A 17,274-nucleotide genomic window follows, 5' to 3' on the forward strand; every position below is an offset into this window, starting at 1 on the left:
GAGCGCCGCCGCCTCGATGGCGTCGCGCGGGGCATCCTTCGCGATCGTCAGCGCGCCGCGCACTTTGCCGTTGACCTGCAGCACGAGCTCAATCTCGGCTTGCTCCAGTGCCGTTTCGTCGACTTTAGGCCACGGCGCATCAAGCAAGGTTCCGAACTCGTCGACATAGCCGAGCGCCTGCCACAGCGCATGCGTGATGTGCGGCACGACCGGATACAACACGCGCAACAGGATGCTGTAGCACTCGCGCAGCACGGCCGGATGACTGCCCTTTGCGCCTTCGATCGCGTTCAGCATCTTCATTGCCGCGGAGACGACCGTGTTGTACTGCAGGCGCTGATAGTCGAAATCAGCCTGCTTGAGCACGCTGTGGATCTCGCGCCGCAGCGTCTTGTCGGCCTCGGCGAGCGATGTCGCATCGAAGGTATTGCGCGCCGAGAGTGCCGCGCGATTGCCAGAGCCGAACGTCCAGACGCGTCTCAAGAAACGGCTCGCCCCATCCACGCCCGCGCCCGACCATTCGAGCTGCTGCTCGGGCGGCGCCGCGAACATCGTGAAGAGACGCGCCGTGTCCGCACCGTGTTGATCGATAAGCAACTGCGGATCGACGCCGTTGTTCTTCGACTTCGACATCTTTTCGACGCCGTTGAGCTCGACGCTCTGGCCGTCGGCGTTGAGGGTCGCACCCATCGTCCGGCCCTTCTCGTCGTGCGTGACAGTTACGTCAGCCGGGTTGTACCAAGTCTTCTTGCCGGCCGCATTCTCACGATAGAAGGTTTCGTTGAGCACCATCCCCTGTGTGAGGAGGTTCTTTGCCGGCTCACCGAACTTCACGAGGCCCATGTCACGCATGACCTTCGTCCAAAAGCGCGAGTAGAGCAAGTGGAGGATCGCATGCTCGATGCCGCCGATGTATTGATCCATCGGCATCCAGTAATCGGTACGCGCATCGACCATCGTCGACGCGTCCGGGCACGTGTAGCGCGAGAAATACCATGACGAATCGACGAACGTGTCCATCGTGTCGGTCTCGCGCTTTGCCGCGGCACCGCATTTCGGGCACGTGCAATTGATGAACGCTTCGGATTTCGCGAGAGGATTGCCCGTGCCGTCCGGTACCAGATCCTCGGGCAACACCACCGGCAGGTCTTCTTCCGGCACGGGGACGTCGCCGCAAGACGGGCAGTGGATGATCGGAATCGGAGTGCCCCAATACCGCTGGCGCGAGATGCCCCAGTCGCGCAGGCGCCAGGTGACTTGTTTGTCGCCGAGGCCGAGCGCCTTGAGATCCGCGGCAATCGCATCGATGGCATCGGGATACGTGAGGCCGTCGTACTTGCCGCTCGCGACGCACACGGTGCCCTCTTTGTCGCCGTACCATTCCTGCCAGGCATCCGTGGAAAACTCGCACTCGGGCTTCGCGACCACTTGCTTGATCGGCAAACCGTACTTCTTTGCGAACGCGAAATCGCGCTCATCATGGCCCGGCACGCCCATGACCGCGCCCTCGCCGTAGCTCATCAGCACGTAGTTGCCGATCCAGACTTCGACGGGCTCATGCGTGAACGGGTGCGTCACGGAAAATCCCGTGGCCATGCCCTTTTTTTCCATCGTCGCGATGTCGGCCTCGGCCACGCCGCCGTGCCGGCATTCGTCGATGAACGCCTGCAGAGCGGGGTTGTCGCGCGCAAGGCGCGCAGCGAGCGGATGCTCGGCCGCGATCGCGCAGAACGTGACGCCCATGATCGTATCGGCGCGCGTCGTGAAAACGCGAAGCAGCTTCTTCTCGCCATCGATCTCGTACGGGAAGCCGAAGTTGACGCCGAAGCTCTTGCCGATCCAGTTCTGCTGCATGACCTTCACACGCTCGGGCCAACCAAGGCCTTCCAGGTCGTTCAGCAGCTCGTCGGCGTACTGCGTGATCCGCATGTAGTACATCGGAATCTCGCGTTTCTCGACAACGGCGCCCGAGCGCCAGCCGCGCCCGTCGATCACCTGCTCGTTGGCCAGCACGGTCTGATCGATCGGATCCCAGTTGACCGTGCCCGTCTTCTTGTAGGCGATGCCCTTCTCAAGCATCTTCAAGAAGAGCCATTGATTCCACTTGTAGTATTCAGGCTTGCAGGTCGCCACTTCGCGAGACCAATCGATGGCGAGCCCCATCGACTGCATCTGCCCCTTCATGTAGGCGATGTTGTCGTACGTCCACTTCGCAGGCGGCACGCCGTTGGCCATCGCCGCGTTCTCAGCCGGCATGCCGAACGCATCCCAGCCCATCGGCATCAACACGTTGTACCCGTTCATGCGCAAATAGCGGTACATGACGTCGTTGATCGTGTAGTTGCGCACGTGCCCCATGTGCAGCTTGCCCGACGGATACGGCAGCATCGAGACGCAATAGAACTTCGGCTTGCCCGGAACTTCGGCGCTCCGGTAAGCATCGGTCGCGCGCCACTCTGCCTGTGCAGCGGCTTCGATCTCGGCGGGTAAGTATTTTTCTTGCATGGCGTGGTAAAGGCTTGGCTGTCGTGGCGCTTCGGCGCGCCAGCGGCTATATGCGGCATGAGCCGCTCACACGGGCACAACGGTGGGCCGCAAAGCGCGCCCCCTATCGCGGGGAAAACGCCGATTATAACGTCGGCTGCAGCAGACCCGGGGGGCGAACTAACGCTTGCCCGGCGTCGTCATGGTATTTGGCGTCGATGGCGCTGCTGGCTCGGCATTGTGCGCCTCTCCCCGGGATGGCGCGAGCGTCGCCCCGTCCGACGTCGCGGGCAGCTCGGTCACGAAGCCGATTCTCTGAAGCCCGGCCTGCTGGGCTGCGCCCATGACCTGGGCGATGATGTCGTAATGTGTCGCACGTGCCGCGCGCAGATGAATCTCCGGCTGCTGCGGTGCCTTGCCCGCCGCAGCCAGTGCCGAGCGCACGACATCGAGCGTCGAGGGCTTGCCGTTCCAGTAGAGTCGCCCCGCCTCGTCGATCGAGAGCGTGATGGTCTGCGGTGTTTCACGCGCGGGCGCAGCGGCGGCGACCTTCGGCAAGTCCAGCCGGATGGCGTGGGTTAAAAGCGGTGCCGTGATGATGAAGATCACGAGCAATACGAGCATGACGTCGATGAGCGGCGTCATGTTGATGTCCGCCATCGGCGCGGTCTCGTTGTGTCCGTCGAATCCGCCGAATGCCATGCGGTTTCCCCTTATGGCTGCAATTGCGTGTCGCGTGAATGATGCGCGGCTTCTTTGCCGGTGCCCGGCGCACAAACGTAAGCGTGCAAATCGCGAGCAAAGCCGTCCAGCTCCTCCGACAGTTGCCGCTGTAACCGGCCAAGGATGTTGTACCCCAGCACGGCCGGAATCGCCACGACGAGCCCGAAGGCCGTCATGATGAGCGCCTCGCCGACGGGACCAGCGACACTTTCAATCACCGCCTGCCCGCTCGCTGCGATGCTCGTCAGCGCATGATAGATGCCCCAGACGGTGCCGAGCAGACCGACAAACGGCGCCGTGCTGCCGATCGAGGCGAGCAGGACATGCCCGAACTCGATCCGGCGCCGTGAGACTGTCAACGCTTGGCGAAGCGCGCGCGTCACGCGTTCCGACATATCGACGCGTGCGAGCAGCGGGCTCGACGCATGCACCTGCCCCGCTTCCAGCGCCGCTTCGGCGAGCGGCACAAAGATGCGCTCAGAATCAGCTCGGCGAATAACGACGATGGCATCCGTTAGCGTCGACGCTTGCCAGAACAGTGCCAAGGCACGCGGCCCCTGGCGCTTTGCCCTCACAAGCATCCAGCTTTTCGCCAGCAAGAAGCACCAGCTCGCCACCGACATGGCGAAGAGCAGATAGGCCACGCTGCGCGTCACGGCGTCGCCCGAGGCGAGGTAATGAAAAATGCCAGTGTGTCCCATTCGATCAGAACCCGATCCGTAGGCCTGGTGCTTCGTTGCTTGCTACCGAGCTTCCGTGCCCTGTTTCGTTGCTGGCCGCCCGCTACGCGATGCGCCGAATTCAGCGCATAACGCGAGAAGCTGATCGCCAAGCCTTGCTTGGCCTTTCCCGCTAGCGCAGGCCGAGCACGTCCTGCATATCGAACAAGCCGGTCTTGCGTTCCGCCAGGAAATGCGCGGCCCGCAGCGCGCCTTGCGCGTAGGAGACGCGGCTCGCCGATTTATGGGTAATTTCAATACGCTCACCCGTGCCTGCGAAAAGCACGGTATGGTCGCCGACGATATCGCCGCCGCGAATCGCCGAAAAGCCGATCGTCGACGGATCGCGCTCGCCCGTCACGCCATGGCGGCCATAGACGGCGCAGTCCTCGAGCGTACGGCCGAGAGCGCCGGCAATCGCCTCGCCCATCATCAGAGCGGTGCCCGACGGCGCATCGACTTTGTGACGGTGATGCGCCTCGACGATTTCGATGTCATAGCCCTGTGCAAAGTAGCGTGCGGCGAACTCGAGCAACTTCAGCGTGACGTTCACGCCGACGCTCATATTTGCCGCAAAGACAATGCCGGTTTTCTCGCTCGCCTCGGCAAGCCTCTGCTTTTGCGCCGCGTCGAACCCGGTCGTGCCGATCACGAGTTTGACCCCATGGCGCACCGCCGCCTCGACATGGGCGATCGTACCCTCTGGACGCGTGAAATCGATCAGGCAGTCGGCGCCAGCGAGTACGCCATCGATATCGTCGGTGATCGTGACGCCCGTTTGCTTGCCGAGGAATGCCCCGGCATCCACACCCAGCATCGGTGCACCCGGGCGATCGAGTGCGCCAGCCAGCGTGGCGTCCGAGTCGTTCAACACCGCTTCGATCAGCATCCGGCCCATACGGCCCGATGCACCCGCAATCGCGATTTTCATCGGCACATGCCCTCATTCAAAAACAATAGGCATTTCGAGAACGTGCAGGCCGCGGGCCGACACAGTGCGTGCCCCCCCCCGCAGTGGAAACACCTCAGTCGAAATGCCTCGCAGGGCTCACGCCCCGAACATTGCAAGGCGGGTCGCGCACAACGCGCTGCGCCCGCCGTGGGTCTCTCGGGCGGTTCAACCGCCCGTGCTCATTTGCCGCCGGCTCTTGGCGAGAGCGGCTGATTATTTAACATCAATCCGCCGCTGTCTTACGTTTGCGCCGGCTTGCGCCGGTGCCCGCCAGACCAACACGCTAGCTTTGCGGTGCCACGTGGAATTGGAACTGCGGGGCTGCGCCACCGGATTCGGCCGCCGCAGGCCCGCTAGAGCCCGCAGACGGGGTCGAACTCGACGACGACGGCAGGTTCGCCGCTTGGTCAGCCGTCTGCGCCGAAGCTTGCGTGTTCGGAGCATTGGAAGCTGCGACCGGAGTCGATGCGTCAAGCGCGCCAGACGCACTCGCCGGTGCTGCCGCTGCTACAACTGCGCTCGAGGCGCTGGCGACGACGGCACTGGACTTCGCCTTCTTCCCACGCCTATCGCCGTCAATGTCGGCGAGCAGTTCCAGCTCGGACGGCAGATCTTTGCCGCCCTCCCAGCTGACAACGCGGTCATCCTGGAAGTGCACGATGAAGTCGCGCTGCTGGACGACCGAAGTCGAACCGCGCCTGAAATAGAACAGGTAATCCCACCGATTCACATGGAACATATCGGTCAAGAGCGGCGTGCCCAGCAAACTCCGGACCTCGGCGCGAGACATGCCGACGTGCATCTTGGCGGCAGCCTCGTCGGACACGAAGTTGCCTTGCACAACCGTGATCTGATAAGGCGTGATGTGTTTCGCAACGCGCTGTGTGAGGCCGTCGTAGGTCGAACATCCGGCTAGAACCGCAAGCGCGGCCAAAACGACACCGACGCTTCGCGCCGGGCTCCCCCGATACGTCTTAACAAAAGAATTTCGACTCATTTCACCCACCGTGCAGGCCTCCTTTTGTATCCTTCCGCTCTTTTCGCGTTCGACGAGGCCGCGCGATTTTCACTGAAATGACCGGAAAAGCAAAAACCATTACTATTGGAGCCCTGCATTGTACTCTAGGGATGCCTAGCCATGACTAATCCCACCGAACTCAAAAATATAGGGCTCAAGGCGACCCTTCCGCGCCTCAAAATTCTGGAGATTTTCCAGCGCAGTCCGGTGCGGCACCTGACAGCGGAAGACGTCTACCGGAATTTGCTCACCGAGCAACTCGATATCGGGCTTGCCACCGTTTACCGCGTGCTCACGCAATTCGAGCAGGCGGGACTTTTGTCGCGCAGCAACTTCGAATCGGGCAAGGCGGTCTTCGAACTGAATGAGGGCAAGCACCACGACCATCTCGTCTGCATCGATTGCGGGCGCGTCGAGGAGTTTGTCGACACCGAGATCGAATCGCGCCAACATTCCATCGCCGAGAGCCGCGGCTTCAAGCTACAAGAGCACGCGCTTGCGCTTTACGGTGCCTGCACGAAGGAAAATTGCCCGCACAAGAAGCACTAAGACTGAGAGCCCTGAGCAACGGGCGGCGCTTCCAGCTTCCGAAGCGCTGTCCTCCTCCATGCGCGTGACGCAAACCACGCCCCCCACGAAATCGCCAAAATAGAAAAAAGCCGCCGCGTGAAACACGCGGCGGCTTTTTCTTTGCGAGAGCGATAAGCGCCTCTCTCGCAGGCGGCCTTACCTTCGACCGACGTCAGACTAAGCTTACTTGGCGTTCGCCAAGGCGACGGCCGTGTCGAGCATGCGGTTCGAGAAGCCCCACTCGTTGTCGTACCAGCTCGAGACCTTCACGAGACGGCCGGCAACCTTCGTCAGCGTCGCATCGAACGTCGACGATGCCGGGTTGTGGTTGAAATCGACCGAAACGAGCGGCGCTTCGTTGTACCCGAGGATGCCCTTGAGCGAGCCAGCCGACGCTTCCTTCATGATCGCGTTGATCTCCTCGACCGTCGTATCGCGCTTGGCGATGAACGACAGATCGACGATCGATACGTTGATCGTCGGGACGCGGATCGCGTAGCCGTCGAGCTTGCCGGCGAGCTCCGGCAACACCAGTCCGATGGCCGCAGCGGCCCCCGTCTTCGTGGGAATCTGGCTTTGCGTCGCCGAACGCGCCCGGCGCAGATCCTCATGATAGACGTCGGTGAGGACTTGGTCGTTCGTATAGGCGTGAATCGTCGTCATCAGGCCCGATTCGAGACCGATCTTGTCGCTGAGCGGCTTGACGAGGGGCGCCAAGCAGTTCGTCGTGCACGATGCGTTCGAGACGACCGTGTGCTCGGCTTTGAGCGTGTCATGGTTGACGCCGTAGACAATGGTCGCATCCACGTCCTTGCCGCCCGGCGCCGAGATCAGCACCTTCTTGGCGCCGCCCGTCAGGTGCGCGCTCGCTTTTGCCTTCGACGTAAAAAAGCCCGTGCATTCCATGACCACGTCGACGCCGAGCTCGCCCCACGGCAGCTCAGCGGGGTTGCGGTTCGCGAGCACGCGGATTTTGTCGCCGTTCACGACGAGGTACTCGCCATCAACCGCAACGTCGGCGTTAAACCGACCGTGCGCCGTGTCGTACTTGGTCAGATGCGCATTGGTGTTCGCATCGCCAAGGTCGTTAATGGCGACGATCTGGATGTCATGCTTCTTACCGTTCTCGTAGAACGCGCGCAACGTGTTGCGGCCGATCCGGCCATAACCGTTGATTGCAACGCGAATCGTCATGCTTTTTCTCCTGATCCCTTAGCTGAAAAAACTCTCGATGACGTTAAAGCCCGCCTGCAGGGTGCGTGGTCAGCAACGCGCGAGCGGGCCGCTCTTTTATCCTTATGAATCGAGCGCCGCCAACGCTTGGGCGACGACATTCTCGACTGTGAAGCCGAAATGCTTGAATAGCACGCCAGCCGGAGCCGACTCACCAAAAGTATCGATACCGACCACAGCGCCCTCGAGTCCGACATATTTGCGCCAGAAATCGCTCACCCCTGCCTCGATCGCCACGCGACGCACGCCCTTCGGGAGAACCTGCTCGCGATACGCTGCGTCCTGGCGGTCGAACACCGTTGTGGACGGCATCGAGACGACGCGCGCTGCGATGCCTTCCCGTGCGAGCGGCTCGATCGCCTTCAAGGCGAGCTCCACTTCGGAGCCGGTTGCCATCAAGATCAGTTTGCGCGCAACGACCTCTTCGTTCCAGTCGCGCAGCACATAGCCGCCCTTCGCCACATTGGCGATCTGCGCGTCGCTACGCGTCGCGAACGGCAGGTTCTGCCGGCTCATGATCAGGCACGACGGGCCCTGATACTCGATCGACTGCGTCCACGCCACCGCGGTTTCCACTGTATCGGCCGGACGCCAGACGTGCAGGTTCGGAATCAGACGCAGGCTGGCAACATGCTCGACCGACTGGTGGGTCGGGCCGTCTTCGCCAAGGCCGATCGAATCGTGCGTGAACACGAAGATCGACTGCGACTTCATCAGTGCTGCGACGCGCAACGCATTGCGGCTATAGTCGGAGAAGGTCAGGAACGTGCCGCCGAACGGCTTGTAGCCGCCGTGCAGCGCGATGCCGTTCAGCATCCCACTCATGCCGAACTCGCGCACGCCATAGTTGATGTGATTGCCCCATTGGATGCCAGCCGCATCGCCGGCAGCCGCACGCACCGGCTTGCTCGCCTTCCAGTTCGTGAGGTTCGACCCCGTCAGGTCGGCCGAGCCGCCAAGCAGCTCGGGCAAGGCGGCAGCAATCCCTTCGATCGCCTGCTGCGAGGCTTTGCGCGTCGCCACCGTTTCGGCGCGTTCGTTGGCGCCGGCAACGATTGCCTGCGCCTTTGCGGCCCAGTCCTCTGGCAGCCGTCCGGCCACACGACGCTCGAACTCCGCCGCTTCGGCCGGATACTTGGCGCGGTACTGCGCGAACGTCTCGCTCCATTGCGCCTCATGGCGTGCGCCTAGCTCCTTGGCATCCCAGGCGACATAGACTTCTTGCGGAACGACGAACGGCTCCCACTTCCAGCCGAACGCTTCGCGCGCCGCCGCGATCTCGGCGGCGCCGAGCGGCGCGCCGTGCACATCGTGGCCGCCAGCCTTCGTCGGCGCACCCTTGCCGATCACCGTCTTGCAGCAAATCAGCGTCGGCTTGTCAGCCCCTTTGGCTGCGGCGATGGCCGCATCCACGGCAGCGACGTTATGGCCGTCGACATCGCGAATCACATTCCAGCCATACGCTTCGAAACGCTTCGGTGTGTCGTCGTGGAACCAGTGCTCGACGTCGCCATCGATCGAAATGCCGTTGTCGTCGTAAAGCGCGATGAGCTTGTTGAGCTTCAACGTGCCCGCGAGCGAGCAGGCCTCGTGCGAAATGCCTTCCATCAGGCAACCATCGCCGAGAAACACATAGGTGTAGTGATCGACGATCTTGGCATCGGCCTTGTTGAACTCGCCCGCCAGCAGGGCCTCGGCGAGCGCCATGCCGACCGCGTTGGTGAGCCCCTGCCCGAGCGGGCCCGTCGTCGTCTCCACGCCGGGCGTGATGCCGTACTCGGGATGTCCCGGGGTTTTCGAGTGCAGTTGCCGGAAGTTCTTGAGCTCAGCGAGCGGCAGATCGTACCCCGTCAGATGCAGCAACGCGTAGAGCAGCATCGAGCCGTGTCCGTTCGAGAGCACGAAACGATCGCGATCGGCCCACTGCGGATTCGCCGGATTGTGCTTGAGGTGCCGCGACCAAAGCGCAACGGCGATATCTGCCATGCCCATCGGCATGCCGGGGTGGCCCGAGTTGGCTTGTTGTACGGCATCCATCGCGAGCACGCGGATCGCATTGGCCATCAGGGCGGTGGGGGCGGGAGACGAGGTCGTCATGTCAGTCCGGAAGAACGAGGGAAAGCGGGGCCTCTCAACGGACCGTCGCTCGCTTGATGCGCGCTTTCCGGGCGAAAGCGGTGCGGGCCGCAAGAGCCGCACGATGGCATATCGGCCGCTATCAAGAAGCGCCAAGGAGCAGACGGAAACGGGGGCTGCAAAGCGTGCCATTCTAACAGATGCCTACCGCCGATTCCCGCCGATCGGCGCTCGCGCGATGCGGCCCCCTCGGCCAAACCGATCGCCATTTGCGCTGTTGGCGCGCTGCCGGCGATACGGCCGGAGATCGGCCGCGCGGGGTAATGCCGCCGGATGTAGCGGTACGGTTGATGAGCACCTTTTTCATCACGACGCGCCTCAGAGGCGAGCCTCTCCACGTTTCGGCGATACGACTGACCTCTCGCGGCATCCACGGCTTTTCGCGTTGCCGCGCGCGGTACGCGATAAACTCGGCGCTCGCCGGTCGCTACGTCATTTCGCTTGACGCGCCGTGCGCGTTCGGACGGCGCCTAACCGTTGCCGGCCGCTTTTAACGGCTATCTTTATTGCTCGCCATGCCCCGTTTTTTTGTCGATGTCTCCATTGAGCCAGGCGATGTGCTTACGCTACCCGACGAAGTGGCTCGGCATGTCCAAGTGCTGCGCCTGAAAGCGGGCGACCCCATCGTGCTCTTCAACGGCCGCGGCGGCCAGTACATCGCACGACTTGCAGAAGTGGGGCGCCGCAATGCGCTCGCCGAAATCGGCGAGTTCTCGCCCATTGACCTCGAGCCGCCCTACCGCATCACGCTTGCGCAGGGGGTGGCCGGTGGCGACAAGATGGATTGGCTCATCGAAAAAGCCGTCGAGCTTGGGGCAATGAGGTTCGTGCCGCTCGTCACCGTGCGCAGCGTCGTGCGCCTCACGGGCGAACGTGCAGCGCGCCGGCAAACGCATTGGCAGGCGCTCGTTGCAGCGGCGTGCGAGCAATGCGGACGCAATCGCGTACCCGAGGTCGACGCGCCGGGCGAGCTCGCGCAATGGCTTGACGGTTTGCCCCCGGCCGCGCCAGGGGAACTACGGCTCGTTTTATCCCCTCGCGCGTGCCGCTCGTTCGACACGCTGCCAAGTACGGCGCCCAATGGGGGGACGACATTGCTGATTGGCCCGGAGGGTGGCTTGTCGCCCGAAGAAGAGGAAGCCGCCATCGGCCACGGATTCGAGGCGCTTGCGCTCGGGCCGCGCGTGCTACGCACGGAGACAGCAGGCATTGCGGTGCTCGCTGCACTCGCCTCTCGCTGGGGAGGCTGGTAGCCCCATCGCCAGAGTCAAACCCAAACCGCTGGTAGCCCCAGCGTCGCACGCTCAGTGCCGAGCCAAAGACAGATACGTCTGCGCGACGACAGGCTGAAAGGAAGCGCGTTGGCGTCGCGACGAAATTCCGATGAACAGGCGGAGCGCAGACGCACGACCAAACGCCTGCGTCATTCTCTTAGCCTGCTCAGGCGAACGAATAGAAGACGCGGAACGTGACTTTGCGCTCGGCCCAAAACTCAGCCGACTCACGAAAAACATCAAGCAGCGTTTCCCGGCCCTCTTTGTCGAATTTTTGCGCGATCGGCAACGCCTCGAGGACGATGACGAATCCGGGCTGCGGACCGGCTTTGTGGACGAGGTCCGTCAGGCAGTCGTACAGCGCGTCGTAGTTCTTGCCAAAGTGCTTGGGAAAAAGAAACGAAGTAGCGATAGTCTCGAGCACTTCCTGCTTCGAGTTCGCGCTGCCGCAATACGCATAGAGGAAATGCTGACCGAGCCGGCTCGCCTCGTCGGCGAGATCCTGCACGCGGAACGCCCGGATTGACTGAACGATGTTCGGCCGCACCGTTGCGAATAGGCTCATAGGCTCCTCTTTCGATGAATGCCCGGGCTCGTTCGCATGCGCATCGCCCTGGCCGCGCTCGGCCGTACGCATCTGCATAACGCGCTGAAAAAGGTTGCCGTCGCCGGCCGCGAGCAGATCCGTCGCCACTTGCGAGTCGTGCGCGTAGATGTTGTCGCTCATGCCGTTCATCCCGATGTCATTCAACAATGCGTTTAAAGCTGTTGTAGTGGTCGTTCGAATAAAAACAGTTGTCGGTCCGCCTTGGTGTGCCGCCGCAGACAATGCGACGGGCTCCGCGATTTCTCGCGCGTGGCGTTAGGACCGTGTATTCGCGGTAATAGCCCCGCGGGCGCGGCGGCAACAATCGCTCGAAATTGCCGAACGCGGCGCCGTCCTTCGAATACGGATAGGGTCCGCCGGCCGCGATCAAGTTCAACGTTCCGAGCGCTTCGCGTGGCAATTGCGTCCGCACGATCGTTTCGTCAACACGCCCGGACTCCTCGGCCGCGAAGACCGGTTCGCGCGCGAAAGCCGCCTGCCCGCCGAGCCCCCAACCGGAACCCGAGATACTCCCGACGCTCGTCAGGAGAGCCGCGACGATGAGCGCGAGCCACCGGTGCCCGCCCGCCACTGCCGCGCCTTGCCGCGCACACTTGCCCCGCACTTCCTCAGCCATCGGCTCGATTTTCCTGCTGCTCGACCTGGACGCGAACGACCACGAAAAACGAAAGGTTATCCCTAACGGCCCTGCGAAGCAATCTTTGTGTTGAAAATGAAAGGCTTAACGACACTTAAGTGTGTGCGCCGACGCTCTCCGGCGCCCTCAAGTCAAAAATTTTTCGCTTGTTTACGATATTTTTATCTTGTTTACGTTAAGCTAACGATGACGTCACCCAATGACGACGAGTTCTTGCCTCCTTGTCGTCGGTTCCGAACCGGGGTGTCGTTGTTTCACGCATTTGGGCGGTCCATCCTCTCGTTTCGCCCGCGGCGTGCCCATCAGGGCACGCCGTTTTTTTATGCGCTGTCAGCGCGACCGGCGCGGAAGGCCGGCCGCCCTTTGCCGCGCGTTAGCGCGCCGCGTTGGCATCGGCCACGAGCAACGCCGTCATATTGACGATGCGCCGCACAGTGGCTGACGGGGTGAGCACGTGCACGGGCTTGGCAGCGCCGAGCAGAATCGGCCCAATGGCGATGTTGTTGCCCGCCGCGGTCTTGAGGAGGTTATAGGCAATGTTGGCCGCGTCGATGTTGGGCATCACGAGCAGGTTCGCATCGCCGTCGAGCGTGGAGTCCGGCAGCACTTCGCGCCGCGAGCAGGCATCGAGCGCCACGTCGCCGTGCATCTCGCCATCCACCTTCATTTCGGGGGCGCGCTCCTTCAGGAGAGCCAGCGTGTCGCGCATCTTCTGCGCTGACGGCGCGTTGCTCGTACCGAAGTTCGAGTGCGACAGCAGCGCCACCCTCGGCTCGATGCCAAAGCGCCGCACCTCTTCAGCCGCCATGATGGTGATCTCGGCCAGTTGCTCGGGTGTCGGATCGACGTTGACGTGCGTATCGACGATAAAAATCTGCCGCCCCGGCAGCACTAAGGCATTCATCGCCGCATAGACGCTGCAGCCTTGCCGCTTGCCGATCACCTGATCGATGAAGTGCAGGTGCCGGTGTGTGGTGCTGATGGTGCCGCAGATCATTCCGTCGGCCTCGCCTTTTTCCAGCAGCATCGAGCCGATCAGCGTCGTGCGCCGCCGCATTTCGAGCTTCGCCATTTGCTGGCTAATGCCTTTGCGGGCCATCATCTGCGCATACGTCTGCCAGAAGTCGCGGTAACGATCGTCGTGCTCGGGATTCACAACTGTGAAGTCGACGCCCTCGGTGAGCCGCAGGCCATAACGCTCAATCCGGCTCTGGATCACAGAGGGGCGCCCGATGAGGATCGGCATCGCCAGCTTTTCGTCGACGGCGATCTGCACCGCGCGAAGCACGCGCTCCTCCTCGCCCTCCGCGAAGACCACGCGTTTTTTCTCCTGCGATACCTCACGCGCCTGCTGGAACACCGGCTTCATCGTCGTGCCGCTGTGGTAGACGAACTGCTGCAGATGCTGCCTGTACGCCTCCATGTCCTCGATCGGACGCGTCGCCACGCCGGAGTCCATTGCCGCCTGCGCCACGGCGGGCGCGATCTTGACGATGAGCCGCGGATCGAACGGCTTCGGAATCAGATAATTGGGCCCGAACGACAGATCCTGAATGCCGTACGCCGTCGCCACAACGTCGCTTTGCTCCTGGCGTGCCAGTTCGGCCAGCGCGTTGACCGCAGCAATTTCCATCTCGCGTGTGATCGTCGTCGCGCCTGCGTCAAGTGCGCCGCGGAAGATAAACGGAAAGCAGAGGACGTTGTTGACTTGGTTCGGATAGTCGGTGCGCCCCGTAGCCAGCACCGCATCGGGCCGCACTTCGAGCGCGACTTCCGGAAGAATCTCCGGCGTGGGGTTGGCGAGCGCCAGGATCAGCGGCTTATCGGCCATCCGCTTGAGCATCTCCGGCTTGAGTACGCCGCCGGCCGACAAGCCCAGGAACACATCCACACCCTCGATGACTTCCGCGAGCGTACGCGCCGAAGTGTCGCGCGCATAGTGCTCCTTGTCCGGATCCATCAGTTCCACGCGGCCCTTGTAGACCACACCGGCCAGATCCGTCACGAAAACGTTCTCGAGCTGCAGCCCCATGTCGACAAGCAGCTCCAGACACGCAAGCGCTGCCGCCCCCGCGCCCGAAGTGACGAGCTTCACCTTGCTGAGGTCCTTGCCCACCACCTTGAGCCCGTTGAGGATCGCCGCGGCCACCACGATCGCCGTGCCGTGTTGGTCGTCGTGGAATACCGGGATCTTCATGCGCTTGCGGCACTCGCGCTCGACGATGAAACAATCCGGCGCCTTGATGTCCTCGAGGTTGATCCCGCCAAAGGTCGGCTCGAGCGCGGCCACCACGTCCACCAGCTTCAGCGGGTCCGTCTCGTTGATCTCGATATCGAATACGTCGATACCCGCGAACTTCTTGAAGAGTGCAGCCTTGCCTTCCATCACCGGCTTCGACGCAAGCGGGCCAATATTGCCGAGGCCCAGCACCGCAGAGCCGTTTGTCACGACGCCCACCAGGTTGCTGCGTGCCGTGAAGCGCGACGCGTTCAGCGGATTTTCAACAATCGCTTCGCAGGCGTACGCCACACCGGGCGAATAGGCGAGCGACAGGTCGCGCTGGTTGATCATCTGCTTCGTCGGCATGACCGAAATCTTGCCGGGATTGGGAAACTCGTGGTAATCGAGCGCTGCCTCGCGCAGGCCATTATTGGCGGAATTTGTAGACATGAGAGAAAAAATCCCGGTGTGTGAGCCGTTTTAGAATAGGACCTTCACGACGCATTGTAGCGCCGTTCTATGCCCAAACTGTGCATATGCCGGAACGGTACTGGCCATCCGGCCGGCTCTGCCGCAGCGATCTTCGACGTTCCTCGCTCCTTTTGCGACCATTCACCGCTAACATGCCTCTTTCAGAGTTTTCGCTCATCGAACGTTTCTTCGCCAGCCGCGCCCGCCAGCTGTCCGCCCCGCACACGGGCGCGACGCTTGGCATCGGCGACGACTGCGCACTCATCGCACCGCGCCCCGACGAGCTGCTGGCCGTGTCGACGGACATGCTCGTCGAAGGTCGGCATTTTCTGCCCGACGTCGATCCCCACGCACTCGGCCACAAGGCGCTTGCCGTCAACTTGTCCGACCTCGCAGCGATGGGCGCGAAACCGCGCGCATTTACGCTCGCGCTTGCCATGGAGACGCCGAGCGAAGCGTGGCTTGCCGCGTTCGCCGACGGCATGTTTGCTCTTGCCGAGCGCTACGGATGCGAACTCGTCGGCGGCGATACCACGCGCGGGCCTCTCAACCTATGCTTGACCGTCTTCGGTGACGTGCCGGCCGATAGAGCGCTGCGTCGTAGCAACGCACGCCCGGGCGACGACATCTGGGTGTCGGGCACGCTCGGCGACGCGCGCGCCGGTCTCGGTCTCCTACGTGGCGAATGGCCTGCCGCGCTTTTCGACGAGGACGGAGCGCCCGGCACACATGCCGCCTTTCTGCGCCACGCGCTCGAGCGCCCCGAACCGCGCGTCGCGCTGGGGCTCGCATTGCGCGGACTCGCGCACGCGGCGCTCGACATCTCCGACGGGCTTGCCGGCGATCTCATGCACATTCTCGAGCGCTCAAGCGTGAACGCCTCGGTCGATGTCGATGCCGTGCCGCGCTCGCGCGCGCTCGAAAAGCTCCCGCGCGATGTGCAGTTGCGGTGCGCGCTAGCCGGGGGCGACGACTACGAGCTCTGCTTTACCGCGCCGCCCGCGGCGCGCGACGCCATCGCCGCGGCAGGCGAACACGCCGGCGTCGCGGTGACGCGTATCGGTACAATATCGGCCTTACGCGATCCGTCCGACCCACCAACGATCGCGTGGCACGACGCGTCTCACACCCCGCTCTCCCTGAGCTTGCACGGTTTTGACCATTTCCATGCCCACTGACCCGTTGCTTCGCGACGCCGCCGCGAACCGTCCGTCGGCCCCCGCACCGCAGCGCCTGAGCGTGCGCTTCATGCTCTCGCATCCGTTCCATGCGATTTCCCTCGGCTTCGGCAGCGGGCTTTCGCCCGTCATGCCTGGCACGGCCGGCACGCTGTTCGCTTGGCTGTCGTTCGCGGCATTCGAGCACCGCATCAGTGTCATCGGATGGATCGCGCTCATCGTCGTCGGATTTTTTGCCGGCATCGGCATTGCTGGCTTTACGGCGAAAAGGCTCGGCATCGACGATCCGTCGCCTGTTGTCTGGGATGAAATCGTCGCGTTCTGGCTCGTGCTGCTGTTCGTTACGCCCACGTCTTTTGTCGGCCAGCTCTCGGCATTCGTCATCTTTCGATTTTTCGACATGGTCAAGCCGCCTCCTGTGCGCTACTTTGACAGGCACTTTTCAGGTGGCTTCGGGATCATGATCGACGATCTCGTTGCGGCGTTTTTGACGCTTTTGGTCATCGCGCTTTGGCGCGTGGCGATTTCTTGATTTTTCTGATTTTTCTGCCGGGATTTTCTGCATGCCCACGGATTCCGTCGTCCATCAGCTTGCCGTTCGAGCAGGCAACAAGCTGCGTGAAACGCGCCTCATGCTCGCCACCGCCGAATCGTGTACGGGCGGCATGGTCGCGACGGCCATCACCGACATCTCCGGCAGCAGCGGCTGGTTCGAGCGTGGCTTCGTCACTTACTCGAATCAAGCGAAAACCGAGATGATCGGCGTGCCCGCCGAGCTTATCGAAAAGCACGGCGCCGTCAGCGAGCCGGTCGCCCGCGCGATGGCGGAAGGGGCATTGCGCAACAGCCGCGCACAGGTTTCGCTGGCCATTACGGGTGTGGCCGGCCCCGGCGGCGGCACGCCAGCCAAACCCGTCGGGATGGTCTCTTTCGCCTGGAGCAACCGGCTTCACACCTCCGTCGAGACGCTGGTCTTCAAAGGCGATCGGGAACAGATCCGCGTGCAGGCCGCGGTGCACGCCTTGCGCGGCCTGCTTGTGCTGCTGGAAGA

The 17,274-nt window shown here is 62.7% G+C and carries 15 protein-coding genes; 5 read left to right on the plus strand and 10 right to left on the minus strand.

Annotated elements, in window-relative coordinates; all coding sequences use genetic code 11:
• The 5 genes from leuS to VL598_RS14100 form a co-directional block, all read right to left on the minus strand.
• Positions 1-2,505, minus strand: a 2,505-nt coding sequence (gene leuS, locus VL598_RS14080; RefSeq protein WP_325327341.1) for a leucine--tRNA ligase, incomplete at its 3' end; no start/stop codon positions are given.
• Between the two features lie 159 nt (positions 2,506-2,664).
• A complete protein-coding gene (locus VL598_RS14085) occupies positions 2,665-3,186 on the minus strand; it encodes a biopolymer transporter ExbD (RefSeq protein WP_325327342.1) in 522 nt (173 codons plus the stop codon).
• A gap of 11 nt (positions 3,187-3,197) precedes the next feature.
• Positions 3,198-3,908: a MotA/TolQ/ExbB proton channel family protein gene (locus VL598_RS14090; protein ID WP_325327343.1), complete on the minus strand. Its 711-nt coding sequence runs from the start codon at positions 3,906-3,908 to the stop codon at positions 3,198-3,200.
• A 151-nt stretch (positions 3,909-4,059) separates the two neighbouring features.
• Positions 4,060-4,857 (minus strand): 4-hydroxy-tetrahydrodipicolinate reductase, encoded by a 798-nt coding sequence (gene dapB / locus VL598_RS14095; RefSeq protein ID WP_325327344.1) that lies wholly within the window; start codon positions 4,855-4,857, stop codon positions 4,060-4,062.
• A 304-nt stretch (positions 4,858-5,161) separates the two neighbouring features.
• Positions 5,162-5,875 carry an outer membrane protein assembly factor BamE gene (locus VL598_RS14100; protein WP_325327345.1) on the minus strand — a complete coding sequence of 238 codons (714 nt, stop codon included), beginning with the start codon at positions 5,873-5,875 and terminating at the stop codon, positions 5,162-5,164.
• A gap of 141 nt (positions 5,876-6,016) precedes the next feature.
• On the opposite strand from VL598_RS14100, the gene fur reads away from it, so the two are divergent.
• Positions 6,017-6,445: a ferric iron uptake transcriptional regulator gene (gene fur / locus VL598_RS14105; RefSeq protein ID WP_325327346.1), complete on the plus strand. Its 429-nt coding sequence runs from the start codon at positions 6,017-6,019 to the stop codon at positions 6,443-6,445.
• Positions 6,446-6,649: 204 nt separating this feature from the next.
• On the opposite strand, the gene gap is transcribed toward fur, so the two are convergent.
• The gene (gap, locus tag VL598_RS14110) at positions 6,650-7,660 is read right to left on the minus strand and encodes a type I glyceraldehyde-3-phosphate dehydrogenase (protein ID WP_325327347.1); all 1,011 of its coding nucleotides are present in this window, start codon (positions 7,658-7,660) and stop codon (positions 6,650-6,652) included.
• A 102-nt stretch (positions 7,661-7,762) separates the two neighbouring features.
• Entirely contained in the window at positions 7,763-9,796 is a 2,034-nt protein-coding gene (gene tkt / locus VL598_RS14115; protein WP_325327348.1) for a transketolase, read from the minus strand.
• Positions 9,797-10,350: 554 nt separating this feature from the next.
• Between tkt and VL598_RS14120 the strand changes: the two genes are divergently transcribed.
• Positions 10,351-11,088, plus strand: coding sequence for a 16S rRNA (uracil(1498)-N(3))-methyltransferase (locus tag VL598_RS14120; protein WP_325327349.1), 738 nt, complete (start codon positions 10,351-10,353; stop codon positions 11,086-11,088).
• 187 nt (positions 11,089-11,275) lie between these two features.
• Here the strand turns inward: VL598_RS14120 and VL598_RS14125 are convergent, their stop codons facing one another.
• From VL598_RS14125 to VL598_RS14135, 3 genes are all read right to left on the minus strand, one after another.
• Complete coding sequence (locus VL598_RS14125; protein ID WP_325327350.1) at positions 11,276-11,836, minus strand: barstar family protein; 561 nt, start codon at positions 11,834-11,836, stop codon at positions 11,276-11,278.
• A 16-nt stretch (positions 11,837-11,852) separates the two neighbouring features.
• On the minus strand, positions 11,853-12,332 hold the full coding sequence (locus VL598_RS14130; protein WP_325327351.1) for a ribonuclease: 480 nt from the start codon (positions 12,330-12,332) through the stop codon (positions 11,853-11,855).
• A 394-nt stretch (positions 12,333-12,726) separates the two neighbouring features.
• Positions 12,727-15,024, minus strand: a complete 2,298-nt coding sequence (locus tag VL598_RS14135) for an NADP-dependent malic enzyme (RefSeq protein ID WP_325327352.1) — start codon at positions 15,022-15,024, stop codon at positions 12,727-12,729.
• 173 nt (positions 15,025-15,197) lie between these two features.
• On the opposite strand from VL598_RS14135, the gene thiL reads away from it, so the two are divergent.
• From thiL to VL598_RS14150, 3 genes are all read left to right on the plus strand, one after another.
• A complete protein-coding gene (gene thiL, locus VL598_RS14140; RefSeq protein WP_325327353.1) occupies positions 15,198-16,223 on the plus strand; it encodes a thiamine-phosphate kinase in 1,026 nt (341 codons plus the stop codon).
• Complete coding sequence (locus VL598_RS14145) at positions 16,213-16,755, plus strand: phosphatidylglycerophosphatase A (protein ID WP_325327354.1); 543 nt, start codon at positions 16,213-16,215, stop codon at positions 16,753-16,755. Before thiL ends, VL598_RS14145 begins: the two co-directional genes overlap by 11 nt.
• 31 nt (positions 16,756-16,786) lie before the next feature.
• Positions 16,787-17,274, plus strand: a 488-nt coding sequence (locus tag VL598_RS14150) for a CinA family protein (RefSeq protein WP_325327355.1), incomplete at its 3' end; no start/stop codon positions are given.

Source organism: Trinickia sp. (genome assembly GCF_035492435.1).
In the GTDB taxonomy this organism is placed as follows: Bacteria; Pseudomonadota; Gammaproteobacteria; order Burkholderiales; family Burkholderiaceae; genus Trinickia.

Coding starts and splice junctions, on each gene's coding strand:
- tkt (WP_325327348.1), bottom strand. CDS start 9,796: ATGACGACCTCGTCTCCCGCCCCCACCGCCCTGATGGCCAATGCGATC.
- thiL (WP_325327353.1), top strand. CDS start 15,198: ATGCCTCTTTCAGAGTTTTCGCTCATCGAACGTTTCTTCGCCAGCCGC.
- VL598_RS14125 (WP_325327350.1), bottom strand. CDS start 11,836: ATGAGCGACAACATCTACGCGCACGACTCGCAAGTGGCGACGGATCTG.
- VL598_RS14100 (WP_325327345.1), bottom strand. CDS start 5,875: ATGAGTCGAAATTCTTTTGTTAAGACGTATCGGGGGAGCCCGGCGCGA.
- VL598_RS14135 (WP_325327352.1), bottom strand. CDS start 15,024: ATGTCTACAAATTCCGCCAATAATGGCCTGCGCGAGGCAGCGCTCGAT.
- dapB (WP_325327344.1), bottom strand. CDS start 4,857: ATGAAAATCGCGATTGCGGGTGCATCGGGCCGTATGGGCCGGATGCTG.
- fur (WP_325327346.1), top strand. CDS start 6,017: ATGACTAATCCCACCGAACTCAAAAATATAGGGCTCAAGGCGACCCTT.
- VL598_RS14090 (WP_325327343.1), bottom strand. CDS start 3,908: ATGGGACACACTGGCATTTTTCATTACCTCGCCTCGGGCGACGCCGTG.
- VL598_RS14085 (WP_325327342.1), bottom strand. CDS start 3,186: ATGGCATTCGGCGGATTCGACGGACACAACGAGACCGCGCCGATGGCG.
- gap (WP_325327347.1), bottom strand. CDS start 7,660: ATGACGATTCGCGTTGCAATCAACGGTTATGGCCGGATCGGCCGCAAC.
- VL598_RS14145 (WP_325327354.1), top strand. CDS start 16,213: ATGCCCACTGACCCGTTGCTTCGCGACGCCGCCGCGAACCGTCCGTCG.
- VL598_RS14130 (WP_325327351.1), bottom strand. CDS start 12,332: ATGGCTGAGGAAGTGCGGGGCAAGTGTGCGCGGCAAGGCGCGGCAGTG.
- VL598_RS14120 (WP_325327349.1), top strand. CDS start 10,351: ATGCCCCGTTTTTTTGTCGATGTCTCCATTGAGCCAGGCGATGTGCTT.